This is a genomic window from Streptomyces cinnabarinus (assembly GCF_027270315.1).
GTDB lineage: Bacteria > Actinomycetota > Actinomycetes > Streptomycetales > Streptomycetaceae > Streptomyces > Streptomyces cinnabarinus.
The window spans coordinates 912,680-929,249 of the sequence record NZ_CP114413.1 but is presented as its reverse complement, the minus strand read 5'-3'; the positions used below and the strand labels follow the sequence as shown (position 1 = coordinate 929,249).

At 73.1% G+C, this 16,570-nt stretch carries 15 protein-coding genes; 4 read left to right on the top strand and 11 right to left on the bottom strand.

What is annotated here, in order from left to right:
* Positions 1-38: 38 nt before the first annotated feature.
* A complete protein-coding gene (locus tag STRCI_RS04370) occupies positions 39-1,124 on the bottom strand; it encodes a WD40/YVTN/BNR-like repeat-containing protein (protein ID WP_269657491.1) in 1,086 nt (361 codons plus the stop codon).
* A 260-nt stretch (positions 1,125-1,384) separates the two neighbouring features.
* Here STRCI_RS04370 and STRCI_RS04365 point away from each other — a divergent pair, with 260 nt between their 5' ends.
* Entirely contained in the window at positions 1,385-1,948 is a 564-nt protein-coding gene (locus STRCI_RS04365; RefSeq protein WP_269657490.1) for an Rv1733c family protein, read from the top strand.
* Positions 1,949-2,149: 201 nt separating this feature from the next.
* On the opposite strand, the gene STRCI_RS04360 is transcribed toward STRCI_RS04365, so the two are convergent.
* A complete protein-coding gene (locus STRCI_RS04360; protein WP_269657489.1) occupies positions 2,150-4,147 on the bottom strand; it encodes a HEAT repeat domain-containing protein in 1,998 nt (665 codons plus the stop codon).
* Positions 4,148-4,240: 93 nt separating this feature from the next.
* Positions 4,241-5,896 carry an acyl-CoA dehydrogenase family protein gene (locus STRCI_RS04355; protein ID WP_269657488.1) on the bottom strand — a complete coding sequence of 552 codons (1,656 nt, stop codon included), beginning with the start codon at positions 5,894-5,896 and terminating at the stop codon, positions 4,241-4,243.
* A gap of 75 nt (positions 5,897-5,971) precedes the next feature.
* Between STRCI_RS04355 and STRCI_RS04350 the strand changes: the two genes are divergently transcribed.
* Positions 5,972-6,730 carry a PaaX family transcriptional regulator C-terminal domain-containing protein gene (locus STRCI_RS04350; protein WP_269657487.1) on the top strand — a complete coding sequence of 253 codons (759 nt, stop codon included), beginning with the start codon at positions 5,972-5,974 and terminating at the stop codon, positions 6,728-6,730.
* A gap of 60 nt (positions 6,731-6,790) precedes the next feature.
* Here STRCI_RS04350 and STRCI_RS04345 read toward each other — a convergent pair whose 3' ends face one another.
* Positions 6,791-7,564, bottom strand: coding sequence for a pectate lyase (locus STRCI_RS04345; RefSeq protein WP_269657486.1), 774 nt, complete (start codon positions 7,562-7,564; stop codon positions 6,791-6,793).
* 316 nt (positions 7,565-7,880) lie between these two features.
* Between STRCI_RS04345 and STRCI_RS04340 the strand changes: the two genes are divergently transcribed.
* Positions 7,881-9,176 (top strand): extracellular catalytic domain type 1 short-chain-length polyhydroxyalkanoate depolymerase, encoded by a 1,296-nt coding sequence (locus STRCI_RS04340; RefSeq protein ID WP_269657485.1) that lies wholly within the window; start codon positions 7,881-7,883, stop codon positions 9,174-9,176.
* A gap of 13 nt (positions 9,177-9,189) precedes the next feature.
* Here the strand turns inward: STRCI_RS04340 and STRCI_RS04335 are convergent, their stop codons facing one another.
* Positions 9,190-10,569, bottom strand: a complete 1,380-nt coding sequence (locus tag STRCI_RS04335) for a nucleobase:cation symporter-2 family protein (protein ID WP_269657484.1) — start codon at positions 10,567-10,569, stop codon at positions 9,190-9,192.
* Positions 10,570-10,644: 75 nt separating this feature from the next.
* A complete protein-coding gene (locus STRCI_RS04330; protein WP_269657483.1) occupies positions 10,645-11,982 on the bottom strand; it encodes an FAD-dependent oxidoreductase in 1,338 nt (445 codons plus the stop codon).
* A gap of 199 nt (positions 11,983-12,181) precedes the next feature.
* Here STRCI_RS04330 and STRCI_RS04325 point away from each other — a divergent pair, with 199 nt between their 5' ends.
* A complete protein-coding gene (locus STRCI_RS04325) occupies positions 12,182-12,652 on the top strand; it encodes a DUF6214 family protein (protein ID WP_269657482.1) in 471 nt (156 codons plus the stop codon).
* Positions 12,653-12,655: 3 nt separating this feature from the next.
* Here STRCI_RS04325 and STRCI_RS04320 read toward each other — a convergent pair whose 3' ends face one another.
* The 5 genes from STRCI_RS04320 to STRCI_RS04300 form a co-directional block, all read right to left on the bottom strand.
* Complete coding sequence (locus tag STRCI_RS04320) at positions 12,656-13,312, bottom strand: TetR/AcrR family transcriptional regulator (RefSeq protein ID WP_269657481.1); 657 nt, start codon at positions 13,310-13,312, stop codon at positions 12,656-12,658.
* Between the two features lie 155 nt (positions 13,313-13,467).
* Positions 13,468-14,190, bottom strand: a complete 723-nt coding sequence (locus STRCI_RS04315; RefSeq protein ID WP_269657480.1) for an HAD family hydrolase — start codon at positions 14,188-14,190, stop codon at positions 13,468-13,470.
* A gap of 40 nt (positions 14,191-14,230) precedes the next feature.
* On the bottom strand, positions 14,231-14,926 hold the full coding sequence (locus STRCI_RS04310) for a phosphatase PAP2 family protein (protein WP_269657479.1): 696 nt from the start codon (positions 14,924-14,926) through the stop codon (positions 14,231-14,233).
* A gap of 67 nt (positions 14,927-14,993) precedes the next feature.
* Positions 14,994-15,929, bottom strand: a complete 936-nt coding sequence (locus STRCI_RS04305; protein WP_269657478.1) for a M56 family metallopeptidase — start codon at positions 15,927-15,929, stop codon at positions 14,994-14,996.
* 72 nt (positions 15,930-16,001) lie between these two features.
* Positions 16,002-16,532, bottom strand: a complete 531-nt coding sequence (locus STRCI_RS04300) for a DUF5134 domain-containing protein (RefSeq protein WP_269657477.1) — start codon at positions 16,530-16,532, stop codon at positions 16,002-16,004.
* Between the last annotated feature and the right edge of the window lie 38 nt (positions 16,533-16,570).

Here is a 16,570-nt window from a genome sequence, read left to right as displayed (position 1 = left end):
CAACCGGTGGCCAAGGCCGGTGGATAACCCGCCGCGGCTCATCCGACCACCGCCGCGCGCACGCACAGCACATCCGGCAGATGGGCGGCCAACTGCCGCCAGCTGTCGCCGTCGTCGGCGGAGGCGTACACCTCGCCGTTGCGATTGCCGAAGTACACGCCCGCCGGGTCGGCGTCGTCGGTGCACAGGGCGTCGCGCAGCACCGTGCCGAAGTGGTCGCCCTGCGGCAGCCCGGCCGACAGCGGCTCCCAGGTCTTGCCCGCGTCCGCCGTGCGGTAGACCCGGCAGCGGCGGCCCGCGGGCACCCGGTCGGCGTCGGCGGTGATCGGGAACACGTATGCCGTGTCACCGCGGTGCGGATGGGCGGCCGCCGCGAACCCGAAGGTGGACGGCAGCCCGTCGCCGATGTCCGTCCAGGTCGTCGCCGCGTCGTCGCTGCGGTACACGCCCCAGTGGTTCTGGAGATACAGCCGGTCCGGGTTCACCGCGTCCCGCGTCACCTTGTGCACGCACTGCCCGAACTCCGGGTTGGGGTCGGGCAGGAACACCGCGGAGACACCGGAGTTGGCGGGCGCCCAGCTCGCGCCGCCGTCCCTGGTGCGGAAGACGCCCGCGGTGGACACGGCCACCGTCACCGACTGTGGGTCCCGCTCGTCGGTGAGGACGGTGTGCAGTCCCTCTCCGCCGCCGCCCGGCACCCACTGGGAGCGGGTGGGGTGCTCCCAGAGCGGGCGGACCAGTTCGAAGCTCTCGCCGCGGTCCTCCGAGCGGTACAGCGCCGCCGGTTCCGTGCCCGCGTAGACGACGTCCGGTTCGGCCGCGGCCGGGTGCAGCTGCCAGACCCGCTCCAGCGAAGCCTCTGTGTCCTTGGGGAACTTGACGGCCGGCTGCGCCGGTTCGGTCCAGGTGCGGCCCAGGTCGTCGGAGTGGAACACCGACGGGCCCCAGTGCGCGCTGTCCCCGCCGGCCAGCAGCCGCGGCCGGTCACCCCGGGTGTCGATGGCGACCGAGTACACCGCCTGCGCGTTGAAGTACGGGCTCTCGTCGAACTCCCAGGTGTCACCTCGCCTCCGGCCGATGAACAGACCCTTGCGGGTTCCTACGGCGAGCAGTACCTCGGTCATGCCGAACACCTCCGCGACGTCTTTGTCCCAGACACCGGCCAGTCTGCACCCCACCACTGACAGTCACCTCTGGAAACGGCTTCGTCGCAGGTCAAGGCGGCGATGGCAGGCCGATGGCCGGACCGGCGGGGCGACTGCCGCAGGTCGCCGACGGCGCCATGGGGCCGGTGTCACGGCCGGTGCCATGAGCATCGGGCGGCCGTCCGCCGTATGGGAGGGCGGTCGGGCAGTTCGGTGTGCGCATGAGGAGGAGCCCCGCGATGGCGCTGCGAGGTCCGAGGGCGTGGCTGTGGCGCTGGCGGCGCAATCCGCTCAAGCGCCGTGCCGACGCGGTGGAGTCCTGGGTGCTGCTCGGGGCCTGGGCGGTCACCGTCCTCGTGGGCGTGGCGGTGGGCCTGGCGACCGCGGTTTCCGTCGAGCACGGCATGGCCCGTGAGCGCGCCGAGTGGCGCCCCGTGCAGGCCCGGCTGACCGACGGCACGCCCGGGGTGTCGAACGGCGAGCAGATGTGGGCGAAGGTGCGCTGGGCGGCCCCGGACGGCTCCTACCGCAGCGGCCAGGCCCGGGTCAGTCCCGGCAGCGAGGCCGGAACGGCGGTCACCGTCTGGACGGACCGCACGGGCCGCCTGGTCACCGAGCCCGCCACCGCCACCCAGGCCCGCCTGCGCGCCGCCCTCGCCGGCGGTCTGGTCGGGGCGGGCGCGGCGATGGTCCCCTTCACCACCGGCCGCATGCTGCGCGGCCGCCTGGAACGGCAGCGCATCGACCACTGGGACACCGAGTGGGCCCGCTTCGGCCCACTGTGGGGGCGGACGACGGGCTGAGGACCCATCGACGCATGGGCTGCGCGGCAGGGGCCGGGCGCTTGCCGCCGGGGCCGCGCCCAGGGGGCGAGTGCCCGCCGACGCGTGAGCTGTGTCCTGGCGGGTCGAGCGCCCCCGGGTTGCCCTGCAGCAGGCCCCCACCCCCGCGGCCGCCCTCCAGCGGCCCGCGCGCCTGCCCCCTGGCGACCCGATCGCCCGCCCCTAGCAACCCTCCACTACGCCCCGGCACACCCTCAGCAACTCCTCGTCGTGCGCGATGTCATGGCTGCCGAAGCCGTCCGCTCGGCCGGTGTGCCGGCGCGGGAGAGTCAATTCCGTTTCCGCCAGGTCCCGCAGGGGCGCGCTCGCGGGGCCCATGGTGAGCAGGCAGTGGGCGATCGCGCGGCGCAGGTGCGGTTGTTCCGCCCATGCGGCGCGCAGTACCGGGGCGACCGTCTCCGCCTCGCCGCCGATCCGCCACTCGGCGATCGCCGCCGTCATCCGCCGCTCCGGCGACGCCGCTGACCCGGCCACCCGGCGCAGCACCGGCAGGGCTGCTCCGGCTGCCGCCCCGGTCCGCCCCAGCGTCTCCGCGGCCACGCCCCAGCGCCGGGCCCTCGGATCCGTCAACTCGCCCAGCAGGACGGGCAGAACGGCGGCGGGGTCGTCCTCGACCGCCCACAGCGCGGCCGCCGCCGGGACGGCGTGCTCCGTGTCCAGCAGTCCCCGGAGCACAGGTATCGCGTCGCGCGCACCGGACCCCCACGCACCGAAGGCCAGGACCGCGTACTCGACGAGGGTGTCCCAGGAGCGGTCTCCGGGGACTCGGCCCGCCATCAGCCGCAGCGTCTCCGGCACTGCCGTCGCATCGCCCAGTACCGTGAGCGCCCGCAGCAGTGGCGCCGCCCGCCCAGGTGTCACCGGATCGTCGACGGCGAGGGAGCCGAGACGGCGGCGCAGCGCCGGGGCGAGGGGCGCGGCGGCAGGGCCCAGTCCGGCGAGCTCATGGCCCAGGTCGTCCGGTACCACCGCCCCGCCCAGTACCTCGCTCAGCACCGGCACGGCCCGTGGATCCCCGCACCGGACCAGGGCCCGCAGCGGGTCACCCAGGGTCGGCGCGCCGCGCTCCCACTGCCGTACCCACAGGTCGGGACGGGCCGTCACCAGCGCGTGCAGCCCGTCGGCCGCCGGTGCGGCCAGCCCGAACAGCGGCTTGAGCGCGGACACCGCCGCGTCCCGCAACCGGTCCTCCCGCTCGGCCAGTTGCGCCCCGATCAGCGCCACCGGCGCACCGAAGTCGGCCCGCCACTCGCGGAACAGCCCGCCGGACATCCACACCGCGTTGCACCGGTCCGCCCAGTCCGGACTGCTCAACTGCCCCACCAGCAGGGCGATCCGGTCCTCGACCCGGTCGTCCAGCGCGTGGTGCAGGGTGCGCAGCAGATGGGAGCCCTCCTCGTCCGACGGCCGCAGCAGGCGCAGCCGTCCGACGAGGGTGTCGGAGTGCGGGCGAGCGCACAACACCGTCCGGCGGGCCCGCCGTTCGGACCGCTCCCGCAGCAGTTCCACGGCGGTGGGGACCAGATCGGCGGGGGCGCGGTCGGGTGCGCAGCCGGCGAGCTGGCCCAGCGCCGCGAGCCGTAGCTCCGGCGCGTACGGCAGGGCGGTCTGCGCGTCCAGGAGGTCCACCGCGGCGTCGGCGTGCGCGGGGTGCCTCCGGGCGTACAGGCCTACGCTCTCGGTGAGGGCGAGCAGGACCCGGTCGTCGCGTTCGACCGTGACCCGCTCCCGTAACAGGTCCAGCACGCGGGCTGGTTCGTCCAGGAACCGCACCAGTGCGCCGGGTGCCGTCCGGCGCACTGAGGGGTCCCGGTCCCCGGCGAGCCGGACGAAGGCCCCGGCGCCCGCCCGGACGGCGGACGCACCGTCGCCCGGACCGCCGGCGCCCTCCCCGCCGATGCTGACGAGCAGCTCCACGATGGCGCCCCGGTCCGGCAGGTCCGGGCGCGCCGCGAGCGCGAACAGAAACGGAACGCAGGCGAGCGTCGAGTCGTACACGTCGCCCTGGTGGTGCACGGCGCCATACATGCCGTCGAGCGCGGTCTCCCGCTCGGCGGGGTCCGCCGAGGCCAGTCCCCGCAGCAGTGCGGGCACGTCCTCGGCGCTGCCGTACGCATGTCGCATCGAGGCCCAGTCGACCTCGTCGATCCCCGTGAACACGTAGTCCTCCCCAGGCAAGTGCCACCTGGTTCGGAGTCTGCACCACGGCACTGACAACGGGGTGGAATCGGGACGTGACCGAACGCGATCCGGTCAGTGCGTGCCGGGCAGTGCCCGCTCCAGGACGCCCTCCAGGTCCGCGCCGTCGGGCAGGGTGCCGAAGGCGTGGCCCCAGTCGCCGCCGAGGCGGGTCGCGCAGAAGGCGTCGGCGATCGCGGGCGGGGCGTGCCGGACCAGCAGGGACGCCTGGAGCGCCAGCGCCATCAGCTCCACTAGGCGCCGGGCGCCGGTCTGCGAGGCTTTGGGGAGGTCGTCCTTCAGCCGGGTCACGGCGGCGTCGAGCCGGGCGTCCGCGCCCTGGGCCAGGGCGAGTTCGTCGAAGAGCGCCTGCGCGGCGCCGGGTTCCCGGCCGAGCGCACGCAGCACGTCGAGGGCGTTGACGTTGCCGGAGCCCTCCCAGATCGACAGCAGCGGGGCCTCGCGGTAGTGGCGGGGCATGCCCGAGTCCTCGACGTAGCCGTTGCCGCCGAGGCACTCCAGGGCCTCCGCGGTGAAGGCCGGACCGCGTTTGGTGACCCAGTACTTGCCTACCGCGGTGGCGATCCGGCGGAACGCGGCCTCCCCGGCGTCACCGCGCACGGCCCGGTCGGCGGCGCCCGCCAGCCGCAGGGTGAGCGTGGTGGCGGCCTCCGACTCCAGGGCGAGGTCGGCCAGAACATTGCGCATCAGCGGCTGGTCGAGCAGCCGTGCCCCGAACGCGCTGCGGTGCCGGGCGTGGTGACCGGCCTCGACCAGCGTCTTGCGCATCAGCGCCGCCGACATCATCACGCAGTCCAGGCGGGTGCAGTTGACCATCTCGATGATGGTCTTCACGCCCCGCCCCTCGGGCCCGACCAGCCAGGCCACGGTCCCGTCGAACTCCGGCTCGCAGGAGGCGTTGGAGCGGTTGCCCAGCTTCTCCTTCAGACGCTGGACGCGGAAGGTGTTGCGGGTGCCGTCGGGCAGGATCCGCGGCACCAGGAAGCAGGACAGGCCGCCCGGCGCCTGCGCCAGCACGAGGAAGACGTCGCACATGGGCGCCGAGGTGAACCACTTGTGGCCGCGCAGGGTGTACACACCGGGCTCGGCGGTGGGCCAGGCCGCGGTGGTGTTGGTGCGGACGTCGGAGCCGCCCTGCTTCTCGGTCATCCCCATGCCCGCGAGCAGACCCCGCTTCTCGGTGGGCACGCGCAGCCCCGGGTCGTACTCGCGGCTGGTCAGCAGAGGCTCGTACACCTTGGCGAGATCCGGCTGGGCGCGCAGCGCGGGGACGGCCGCGTACGTCATCGACGTCGGGCAGCCGTGTCCGGCGTCGGTGTGCCCCCACACCAGTCCGCCCGCGGAGCGCGCGACGTGGGCGCCCGCCCGCTCCTCGGCCCAGGGCGCGGCGGCCAGGCCCTCGGTCACCGCGACCCGCATCAGCTCGTGCCAGCTCGGGTGGAAGTCGACCTCGTCGACCCGGTGGCCGTACCGGTCGTGGGTGCGCAGCTCCGGCTCGTGCCGGTTGGCCAGGTCGCTCCACTCCTGGGCCGCGGTGCCCCCGGCGAGGAGGCCGAGCCGCCGGATGTCCTCCTCGGCCCATCCGGCGCCCTCCCGCCGCAGCCCTTCGAACAGGGCGGTGTCCTCGGAGGCGTCGTAGGGGGCCAGCGGCGGGGGCTGGTTGGTGACCTCGTGCGTGGCGTACGGCTCGTGCTCGGATGTCGCGACCATGCCGTGAGTGTTGCACTTCCGCTGCGATCGCAGCAAGAGTGCAATATGAAGATCGGCGCCGTACAGTACGTGCTCATGCGGACGAACGAGACGGCGGAGGCGGAAGGGCTTGACCTGCGGCCCCTGTCGGCGCGCTCGGTCGTGCTGAGCCTGCTGCTCGGCAGTCATCCGCCCGAGCTGCCGGTGAAGGACCTGGTGCGCGGCGTGGAGCCGTTCGGGGTGGGCGGGTCCACCGTGCGGGCCGCGCTCAGCCGGATGGTGGCCGCAGGCGACCTGCATCGCGAGGACACCGTCTACCGGCTCAGCGACCGGCTGCTGGAGCGCCAGCGCCGCCAGGACGAGTCCGTGCGCCCCCGCACGCGCGCGTGGGACGGCGACTGGGAGATGGTGGTGATCACCGCCACGGGCCGAGGTCCCGCCGAACGTGCCGAACTGCGCACCCGGCTCACCGCCCTGCGACTGGCCGAACTCCGCGAGGGTGTCTGGCTGCGCCCCGCCAACCTCACCCGCCCCCTCCCGGCGGACCTCGGCCCCGTGGTCCAGCACTACACCGCACGCCCGGACGCCCCCGCGCGTGAGCTGGCCGAGTCCCTGTGGCCCCTGGACGCCTGGGCGGGGACGGCACGGGCGCTGCTCGCCCGGATCGCCGGGGCGGACGGCCCCGCCGACCGGTTCACGGCCTTCGCCGCCGCCGTACGGCATCTGCTGGCCGATCCCGTGCTCCCGCCCGAGCTGCTGCCCGCCGACTGGCCGGGGGCGCGGCTGCGGACCGCCTACACCGGGTACCAGGGCGAGCTGACCGAGCGGGTACGCGCGCGTGCCGGGCGGGAATGACACGACGGCCGCACGAAGCCCCGCGCGGGGCTTCGTGCGGCCGCCTTCACCGCGCGGGGGCTAGCGGTAGGTGATGTCCGAGCTGGAGTACAGGCAGTTGGTGCTGTCCGGGCCGGTGCCGACCGCGGTGTTGTTGTTGTACTTCTGGCAGGGGATGACCTTGCGGCCGGAGTCGTTGAGGATCGTGATGCCGCGCAGCGTCGCCACATCGTTGCGGTTGACGTTGATGCCGACGAGGCGGGCGGTGGAACCGGTGCCGGTCACCTCGATGTTGCTGAGGTTGACCTTGCGGGTGTACTGCGTGGAGCAGTCGCCGCACGAGCGGTACAGCGTCTTGAACTCGCTGACGGCGAAGTTGGAGATGTTCAGCGTGCCCGGACCGTTGTGCTGGAAGACCTTGTCGGCGGCCTTCTTGGCGCCGCCGCCGGTGACCGTGTAGGTCGAGCCGCCCCGGAAGGTGGCGGCGTCCTCGCCGACGTCCTCCCACCAGACGTTCTGGAGCGTGCAGTTGCCCTCGCAGTGGATGCCGTCGGCGCCGGGCGCGCCGATGATGACGTTCTTCAGCGTCGCGCCGGCCGCGAGCTTGAAGATCGGGTCCTGGCCCTCCTCCTGGCCGTCACCGGCCAGGTCTCCGCTGCCGTAGTACCGCTTCATCCCGCCGTCCACCGTGCCGGACACGGGGATGGTGGCGCTCACCGGCTGGCTGCTCGTGGGTGTCGGCCAGGTGGCGGCGTGTGCCGCCGGAGCTGTTCCTGTCGTGATCATGCCAACCGTGACGCCGAGTGAGGCGAGTCCGCCGATCAGCGCGCGGCGGCCGGTCCTTCGTGAAGTCATGTCCCGATGCCTTCTTCTGAGTGGGGGTCAGATCTTTCGGCTCTCGTTCGCGAACGGAGTTCGTGATGCTGAACGCTCGTCACGAACTGTGCGACAGTTTGCGCCCGTTGGGGTGCGGGCCGGTCACACTGTTGAACGGAACGTAGAGGGTAAGCGCTTTCTGGTCAACGCTTTGCGCACGATCGTCTCGGCCGTCCCGTCCGGCGTGGAGGGCGAATTCTTTCGAAGCGTGGGAGCGCTTCCATGGCGGCCATGTGCATGCCACGATGCCTCACCCGACGACCTGCCTCATCCGGCGACCAGAAGGGACCAGGACGTGCCGACCCCCACGAACCGACGCGCCGTTCTCCTCTCAGCGCTGTTAACGCTGCTCGCGGCGCTGCTCGTCACCGCGCCCGCCGCCCGCGCACAGACCACCGACGTCGTCCCCGCCGCCACCCTCACCGAGGTCACCGGCTTCGGCGCCAACCCCAGCAACCTCCAGATGTACCTGTACGTCCCGGACAGCGTGACCGACGACCCCGCGGTCCTCGTGGCCGTGCACTACTGCACCGGATCCGGCCCGGCGATGTACTCCGGCACCGAGTACGCCTCGCTCGCCGACCGCTACGGGTTCATCGTGATCTACCCCTCGGTCACCCGCGCCAGCAAGTGCTTCGACGTCTCCTCGCCGCAGGCCCTCACGCGGGGCGGCGGCAGCGACCCGGTCGGCATCAAGTCCATGGTCGACTGGGTGACCGCCGCCTACGACGCCGACACCGCGCGGATCTACGCCACCGGCATCTCCTCCGGCGCCATGGTGACCAACGTCCTGCTCGGCGTGTACCCCGACGTCTTCAAGGCGGGCGCCGCCTTCGCGGGCGTTCCGTTCGGCTGCTTCGCCACCACCGACGGCTCCGAGTGGAACAGCGCCTGCTCTGGCGGCACCATCACCCGCACTCCGCAGGCCTGGGGCGACCTGGTCCGCGCCGCGTACCCCGGTTACACCGGCCCCCGGCCACGCATGCAGCTCTGGCACGGCACTGAGGACGACGTGCTGCGCTACCCCAACTTCGGGGAGGAGATCAAGCAGTGGACCAATGTGCAGGGCCTCGGCCAGACTCCGGCGGCCACCGACTCGCCCCAGTCCGGCTGGACCCGCACCCGCTACGGCGGCACCGGTGACCAGGCCCCCGTCGAGGCGATCAGCCTCCAGGGCGTCGGCCACAACCTCTACAGCTACGGCGTCATGGGCCCGCTCGCCATCGCCTTCTTCGGCCTGGACGACGACGGCCCCGCACCCCAGCCCCCGGCCGGACCCTGCAAGGTCAGCGTCACCACCAACGCCTGGAACACCGGCCTGACCGCGGCCGTGACGATCACCAACACCGGCACGACCACGGTCAACGGCTGGCAGCTCGGCTTCACCCTGCCCTCGGGCCAGACGATCACCAACGGCTGGAACGCCACGTACACCCCGGCCTCCGGGGCGGTCACGGCGACGAACGCCTCGTACAACGGCACGCTCGCGCCGAACGCGAGCGTGAGTATCGGCTATCAGGCCACCCATACGGGCAACAGTGCGGCCCCGGGCGCCTACACCCTGAACGGGACCGCCTGCACCGTCGGTTGATCCACCGTCCGGTTCACCCCGGGTACGGCTCCTGGGCCGTCTGCCCGGGGTGTCGGCCGGCCTCCGCCCGGGGCCCGGCCGGGGCCGGGGGCGAACCCGCCTTCGAGGGCAGGTGGTTGAAGAGCAGGTTCAGCGCGATCGCGGTCAGACAGCCGGCGCTGATCCCGCTGTGCATCACCGTCTGGAACCAGTCCGGGAACTCGTCGTAGATCGTCGGCACTCCCACCGGCAGCACGCCCATCGCGACCGAAACGGCCACCACCGTCAGGTTGTTGTTGCCCTTGAAGTCGACCTCCGCGAGGGTCCTCAGCCCGCTCGCGGCCACCGTCCCGAACATCACCAGTCCGGCCCCGCCCAGCACCGGAGCCGGTATCGCCGCCACCACCGCGCCCAGCTTGGGCAGCAGACCGAGCAGGACCAGGATGCCGCCCGCCGCAGCCACCACCCAGCGGCTGCGCACCCGGGTCATGCCGACGAGGCCGACGTTCTGCGCGTACGCCGTGTAGGGAAAGGTGTTGAAGACGCCGCCGAGCACGGTCGACAGGCCGTCCGCGCGCAGTCCGTCGGACAGGGACCGCGCGTCGACCTTGCGGTCCGTCATCTCACCGACCGCGATGAAGTCACCGGTCGTCTCGGTCATCGTCACCAGGGCCACGACCAGCATGGCGACGATCGCCGACACCTCGAAGGCCGGCGCGCCGAAGTGGAACGGCGTGCTGATCCCCACCCAGTCCGCGTCGGAGACCCCGCCGAAGTCCGTGAACCCGAACGGCACGGCGACGGCGAGCCCCACGACGATGCCGACCAGTACCGCGATCCGGCTCAGGAAGGCCGGAGCGAACCGCTGCACGCCGACCACCACCGCGAGCACGAACGCGGCCAGTGCCAGGTTCCTCGGCGCCCCGAAGCCCTCCGAACCGGCGCCGCCCGCGGCCCAGTTGCCCGCGACCGGCAGCAGGGAGACACCGATGATCAGGATCACCGTGCCGGTGACGAGCGGCGGGAAGAAGCGCAGCAGCTTCCCGAACACCGGCGCCAGCAGCATGATGGCGAGCCCCGCGACGATCACCGAGCCGTAGATCGCGGGCAGTCCGCCGCCGCCCGTACCGATGATCACCATCGGCGACACGGCGGCGAAGGTGCAGCCCTGCATGATCGGCAGCCGGACACCGAAGCGCCAGAAGCCGACGCACTGGATGAGGGTGGCGATGCCGCACACCAGCAGGTCGGCGGTGATGAGGTACGCCAGGTCCGCGGGCGGGAGGTTCATCGCGCCGCCCACGATCAGGGGGACGGCGACCGCGCCCGCGTACATCGCGAGGACGTGCTGCAGGCCGAACGCGGCCAGATGGCGGGCTGGCGGGACTTCGTCTACGGGGTGCGTGGAGGTCATGGGCGAGACCGTAAGCGCCTTGAACAGTTTGTTGATTTCCGGAGCGTTTCCGGTGCGTGTCCCGCCCCGGGGGCGCTACGGCCGGTGCGCGGCGTCCATCAGGGACTGCCAGTCCGCCAGCTTCACCACGCGTCGGCCCAGGCTTTCCCCCAGCTCGGCCTCCGCCCGCTCGATGGACCGCCAGCCCTCCCAGCGCACCGGCTCGACGCCCTCGGCCCGCAGCGCCGTCAGGGGATCCTCGGGGACGCCCTTGGTCACGAGCGCGGCGGCGTCCTCGATGAGCGACGTCACCGTCTCCTTGGCGCAGGGCCGGTTGGTGCCGATGACGCCGGTCGGGCCGCGCTTGATCCAGCCGGCCACGTACTCGCCGGGGGAGACCGCGCCCTCGCGCAGGACCCGGCCCGCCAGGTGCGGGACGGTGCCGTGCGCCGCGTCGAACGGCAGGCCCTCCAGGGGGACTCCGCGATAGCCCACCGAGCGCAGCACCAACTGCGCCTCGATCTCTTCGAATTGGCCGGTTCCGGTCACCCCGCCCCGGCCGTCGGGCGCCGTGCGCTCGAAGCGGACCGCACCCACCCGGCCCGCCTCGGCGAGGAGTTCGACGGGACGCAGGAAGAAGCGCATCCGGATCCGGCGGGGGGCGCCGTTCGGCGAGGTGCCGGACCAGGTGCGCAGGACGTCGACGTTGCGGCGCTGGGCCCCGGGCAGGGCCGAGGCGTCGGCCCAGGCCGGGTCGAGGGCGGCCTCCGCGGGGTCGACGGTGACGTCGGTGCCGGGCAGGGAGCCCAGTTCGCGCAGTTCCTTGGTGGTGAAACGGGCCTGGGAGGGGCCGCGTCGGCCCACCATGGCGATGTCGGTGACCCGGCTCGCGGCGAGCGCCGTCAGTGCCGCCTGCGGCACGTCCGTCGGGCTCAGTTCCGCCGTACCGCGGGCCAGCATCCGCGCGACGTCCACCGCGACATTGCCCACGCCGATCACCACGGCCGACCGCGCCCCGCGGACGAATCCGTCGTCGACGGCGTCCGGATGGGCGCTGTACCAGGACACGAACTGGGTCGCCGACCAGCTGCCCGGCAGATCCTCGCCCGGGATCCCGAGGTGCCGGTCGGTGGCGGCGCCCACGCAGTACACGACCGCGTGGTACAGCTCCCGCAGCCGGGCCGCCGGCACCCCGCCGGGCCCGATCTGCACCCCGCCGAGGAACCGCACCCGCTCGTGCTCCAGCACGGCCCGCAGGTTGTTCTGGAGGGACTTGATCTTCTCGTGGTCCGGCGCCACGCCGTAGCGGACCAGGCCGTAGGGGCACGGCAGCCGGTCCAGGACGTCGACGAGGACGGTCGGATCCTGCTGTACGAGACTCTGCGCGGTGTAACACCCGCTCGGCCCTGAGCCGACGACGGCGACATGCAGCACGGCGGAACTCCTCACCCGTGGGATCGCAGGAGGGTGCTGTTGCTTCCAGCATCGCACCCCAGGTGCTGCGCTGACAGGGTGCCGACACCGAGTGGTCTCGCGTGTCCGTTCGTATGGAATGTGATGATGCGGTTACGTTCCGTGTGTGCTAGAAGCATCCTTTCTTAATCTTTCTGATCGTTGTCCGACGGACGGCCAGGTGTCCGTGTGGCCCGCGTGGGAAGTGCGGGAGAGCGCGGGCGCGACCGCGTGGTTCCAGGTCAGGCTCGCGTTCACCGACGGCGCCCGGGTCGACGCGCTCGCGGTGGTGTCCGCGGACGGCGTCTCCATCGAGGACGTACGGGCCCAGCCGGCGCTGTCCCTGCACGATCTGGCGGTGCTCGCCGACTGGATCGAGGACCCCCTGTTCGAGGCCTGCGGAATGACGCGGGAGGACGAAGCCGCCGACGGCGAGGAGTACGCCGGCGCCCGGCGGGCCCGGCCCGCGTGGCCGCGGGGGAGCGAGGGGCGGTGGCTGATCGCCCAGGAGTACCGGGCGGCCCAGGAGGAGGGCTTCGACCCCGTGCTGGCGGTCATGTGCGCCACCGGTCACAGCCGCCGCAAGTCGCTCAAGCTGATCTCCCAGGCCCGTGACGCGGGGTACCTGACACCCCGGCACGCCCGCCGCTGAACCTCAGTGGGGCTCCTCCCCGGTGGCGAAGAAGCGGGAGAGGTCGGTGTCGTCCGGCGTGGTGTCCGCGTCGGGTGGGGTCCCCATCTCCCAGTCGAGCCGGTAGCGCTTGAACAGCTCCGCCCGCAGCACCGGCACGGACATCGGCACCCCCGGGACCAGCGCCGCGTAGACCGCGCCCATGAGCAGGGCCCGCAGCATCGGATAGTCGGCCTCGACGTCGAGCGAGCCGTGCCGGGCGCAGGTCTCCCGCAGGAGTTCGGCGAGGCGGCGCTGCTCCGGGCACTGCACGAAGCCCTCGGCCTGGAGGATCCCGGCCATGTGCTGGCGCATCAGCACGGGACGGTCCCGGGCGAGCCCCAGGATCGCGTCGATGGCCCGGGCCATCCGCTCCCGGCCGTCCTCGGTGCGCGGATCGCGCTCCAGCGCCTCCTGGAGCGTGCAGCACATCAGCCGGTGCACCGCGGACTGGACGAGCTGGCGTTTTCCGGGGAAGTAGTACGAGACCAGACCGCGCGCCGAACCGGCCCGGTCGGCGATGTCGCCCAAGGTCGTGGCCTCGTAGCCGTGCTCACCGACCAGTTCGACCGCCGCCTGGAGGAGCCGCTCGCGAGAACGCCGCCGCAGTTCTTCATTGACCGAGGCGCTGCGCGGGGACATGCTTACTCCTGCGTTGACTGGCTGCCAGCCAACTATACTCGGCGCACCCGGTCGGACTCCGGTCCGGCCTGTTCGGGTTGCCGCCTGCCTTGGGCGACACGGGGGATCGCCTAAGGCAGGCGCGCGACTCCCCGATGGTGGCCCGGGGCGACTTCTCAGGCGCCGACGCCGAAGTCCTCGGGGCGACGGCGCGCCACCAGATCCAGCACCGGTCGCAGGCCGTCGGGCCGCTCGGCGACCGGCAGATGGTCGACGAAGTGCACCTCGCAGCCCAGCGTCGCGGCGCCGCCGTCCGCCCTGCGGTCGTCGCCGACCATCAGGACCTCGCGCGGATCGGCGGCGAGCTCGGCACAGGCGGCACGGAACAGCCGCGGGTCCGGTTTCTGGATGCCGTGCTCGAAGGACAGGACGTAGGCGTCCACATACCGGTCGAGGCCGTGCTCGCGGAAGACCGGGCGCAGGTCCCAGCCGATGTTGCTGACCACGCCGACACCGACGCCGCGTTCCCGCAGCGCGCCCAGCACCTCGGCCGCGTCGGGGTACGGATCCCAGGCGGCGGGCGTCATATGGCGGTCGTAGAGCGCCTCGTGCAGGCCCTCGTCAGGGAGCGCCACATGCCGGGACAGCCCGGTGTACGCGGCGCGGTGCAGCTCCTGGCTCTTGTCCCGGACGCCCCACACGCTCGCCACGTCCTCCGGCAGCCACGCCGGGTTCGCCCCGCCCGGCAGCGCCCCCATCCGCTCCAGCGCCTCGGCGGCCCCGGCCAACTCCGGCTCGGGCAGCTCCACTTCCCGCTCGGCCAGCGCCCCGCGCAGCCAGGACTCGGTGGACTCGACGCGGAAGAGGGTGCCGGAGAAGTCGAACAGGACTGCGGTCATGTTCGAAGCCTACGGAACGTCGATCGCCCGCGCGGGAAGATCAGTCCGTTGCGTCGGCCGGTCGCCCGGGGGCGCGCCGGCGGTGCAGGGCCACCGCCAGGGCGACCACCGCGGCGCCCATGAGCCAGCCGCCGATGACGTCCGAGGCCCAGTGGACGCCCAGCCACACCCGGGTCAGACCGACGCCGACGACGGAGACGACGGCCACGGACAATGCCGTACGCCACAGCGCGCGGCCGACGCCGTAGTGGTGCAGCAGGTACAGCAGGACGCCGCAGACCACGGTGGCGGTCATCGCGTGGCCGGAGGGGAAGGCCGAGTACTGGGCGGAGTCGACGGGGTCGGTCCAGACGGGGCGGGAGCGGTCCACGGCGGCCTTCAGGGCCTGCTGGAGCAGGGTGGCCAGGGTGGTGGTGAGCGCCAGCCAGAAGGCCGTCCAGCGCGCCGCGTGCCGCCGGAGCAGCCACAGCACCACCACCGCGCAGAGGATACGCATCGTCCAGGGGTCCCAGACCCAGTCCGTCAGGATCCGGAACGCCCGCGTCAGCCCGGACTCGGCGACCGCCCAGCGGTGGGTGGTCTCGGCGATGTCGCCGTCGAAGGTGATCAGGGGATGCCAGCGGACCGCGACCAGCGCCAGCAGCAGGGCCGAGCACAGCGCGAGCGCACCGGCCCAGCGGAGGGCGGGCCCGCGGAGCGGCGTCCGGGGCGGGGAGTCGACGGACTGGGTGTGCATACTGCGATCCTCGCCGACTCCTGGGGCAGGAGGCCAATGCCGGGCGGGTGGATCCACCCGAACCGGACTATCCCAGCGCCCGCAGCCCCGGTACGAAGGCCACCAGCACCGGCACCACGGGCACCAGCGCCGCGGCGGCCGTCAGCCGCAGCCGGCGGGCCGGGCTGAGCCGGTCCGGGGCGGTGAGCAGCCGGCTCACCCGCTGCGGCACCTGCGCCCGGGTCGGGCAGGGGCCGAACACACCCCGGCCCTCGTTGAGTTCCACCAGCGCCAGCGCGGTGGTCAGGCGGCCGAACCGGCGGGAGGCCATGTCGTCGGCGGCGAGTTCGACCAGCCGGTGCATCTCGTCCCGGAACGCGGCGAACACCGGCACCTGCGGAAACCCGGCGGCCAGCGCGGCCGAGCAGTGCAGCAGCCAGTCGTGCCGGGCCCGCGCGTGCCCCTGCTCATGAGCGAGTACGGCGTCCAGCTGCCGCCCCTTCAGGCGGCGCAGCGCGGCCGTGGTCACCACCAGCCGCGGTTCCGCGCCGGCCAGCCACCAGGCGTCGGGCCGCTCGCTCTCCAGGACCACCAGACGCCGGTCGGGCCGGGGCTCCTCACCGGGCAACAGCGGTGCGCGTACGAGGAGTTCGGCCCGTCGGCGGTGGCGCCGGGCCCGGGCCCGCGCGACTTCGCGGACCAGCATCACCGCGGTCCACACCCCGCCGCAGGCCAGTGCCACCGCGGTCGCCGCGGCCCAGGATCCGGCCACCCCGAGGGCGTAGGCCTCCACGACGTTCGGCGGCGCGGGCGCGAACACGTGGCCGCGCACCGCCTGCCAGGCCGCGGCGGCGCTCAGCGTCATCGACAGGGCGCAGCACAGCAGGACGGCCGCCACCACGCACTGCCACACCCACAGGGCGACCACCGGTTCCCGGTCGGGCCAGTCGGCCCGGGCGATCACGCGCGGGGCGGCCACGGCGGTCAGGGCGCCGAGCAGCAGCAGAGCCGCGGGGACCATCATGACTCCAGCCTATGAGCGCCGTACCGCCCAGGGGTACGGGCGGTGGCGGCAAAGTGACACAGGCCACTGTGGTCACATGGTCAGCAGCATGGCGACCATCGCGATGCCCATCGCCAGCCGGCAGGCCCTCGCCAACTCCGGCCGGTCACCGAGGCGTACGGCTCCCGGGCCGCCCGCGGTGACGGGGACCAGTCGGACGCCGGTCAGCAGCACGTACCCCGTGAAGTAGAGCAGGAGCATCCCGGTCACGAACGGGACGCCGGAGGCACCGTGGCTCGGGGAGGCGGCCATCGCGACCGCCATGTAGACCATGGCCGCGGTGCCCACCAGATGGTGCAGGTGGTGCGCGCTCGCCCGGGCCGCCCACAGGGCGCGCAGCGCCGCCGCGCCGAACACCGCCGCGTAGACCGGCCAGGTCCATGACGGCGGGGTGAACACCGCGGCGGGCACGGCCATCGCGGCCATGCCGAAGCCCATCAGCGCCTCGCCGCCCGCGGCCCGGCGCTGTTCCTCGACGTGGCTGCGCATCCGCAGCATGCAGTAGGCGCCGGTGGCCGCGCACAGCGCGACCAACAGCCAGCCGGGCGAAGCCGGAAGATGCACACGCCCTCCCCGCTCGACGGTGCCGGGCAGTCGCCCGC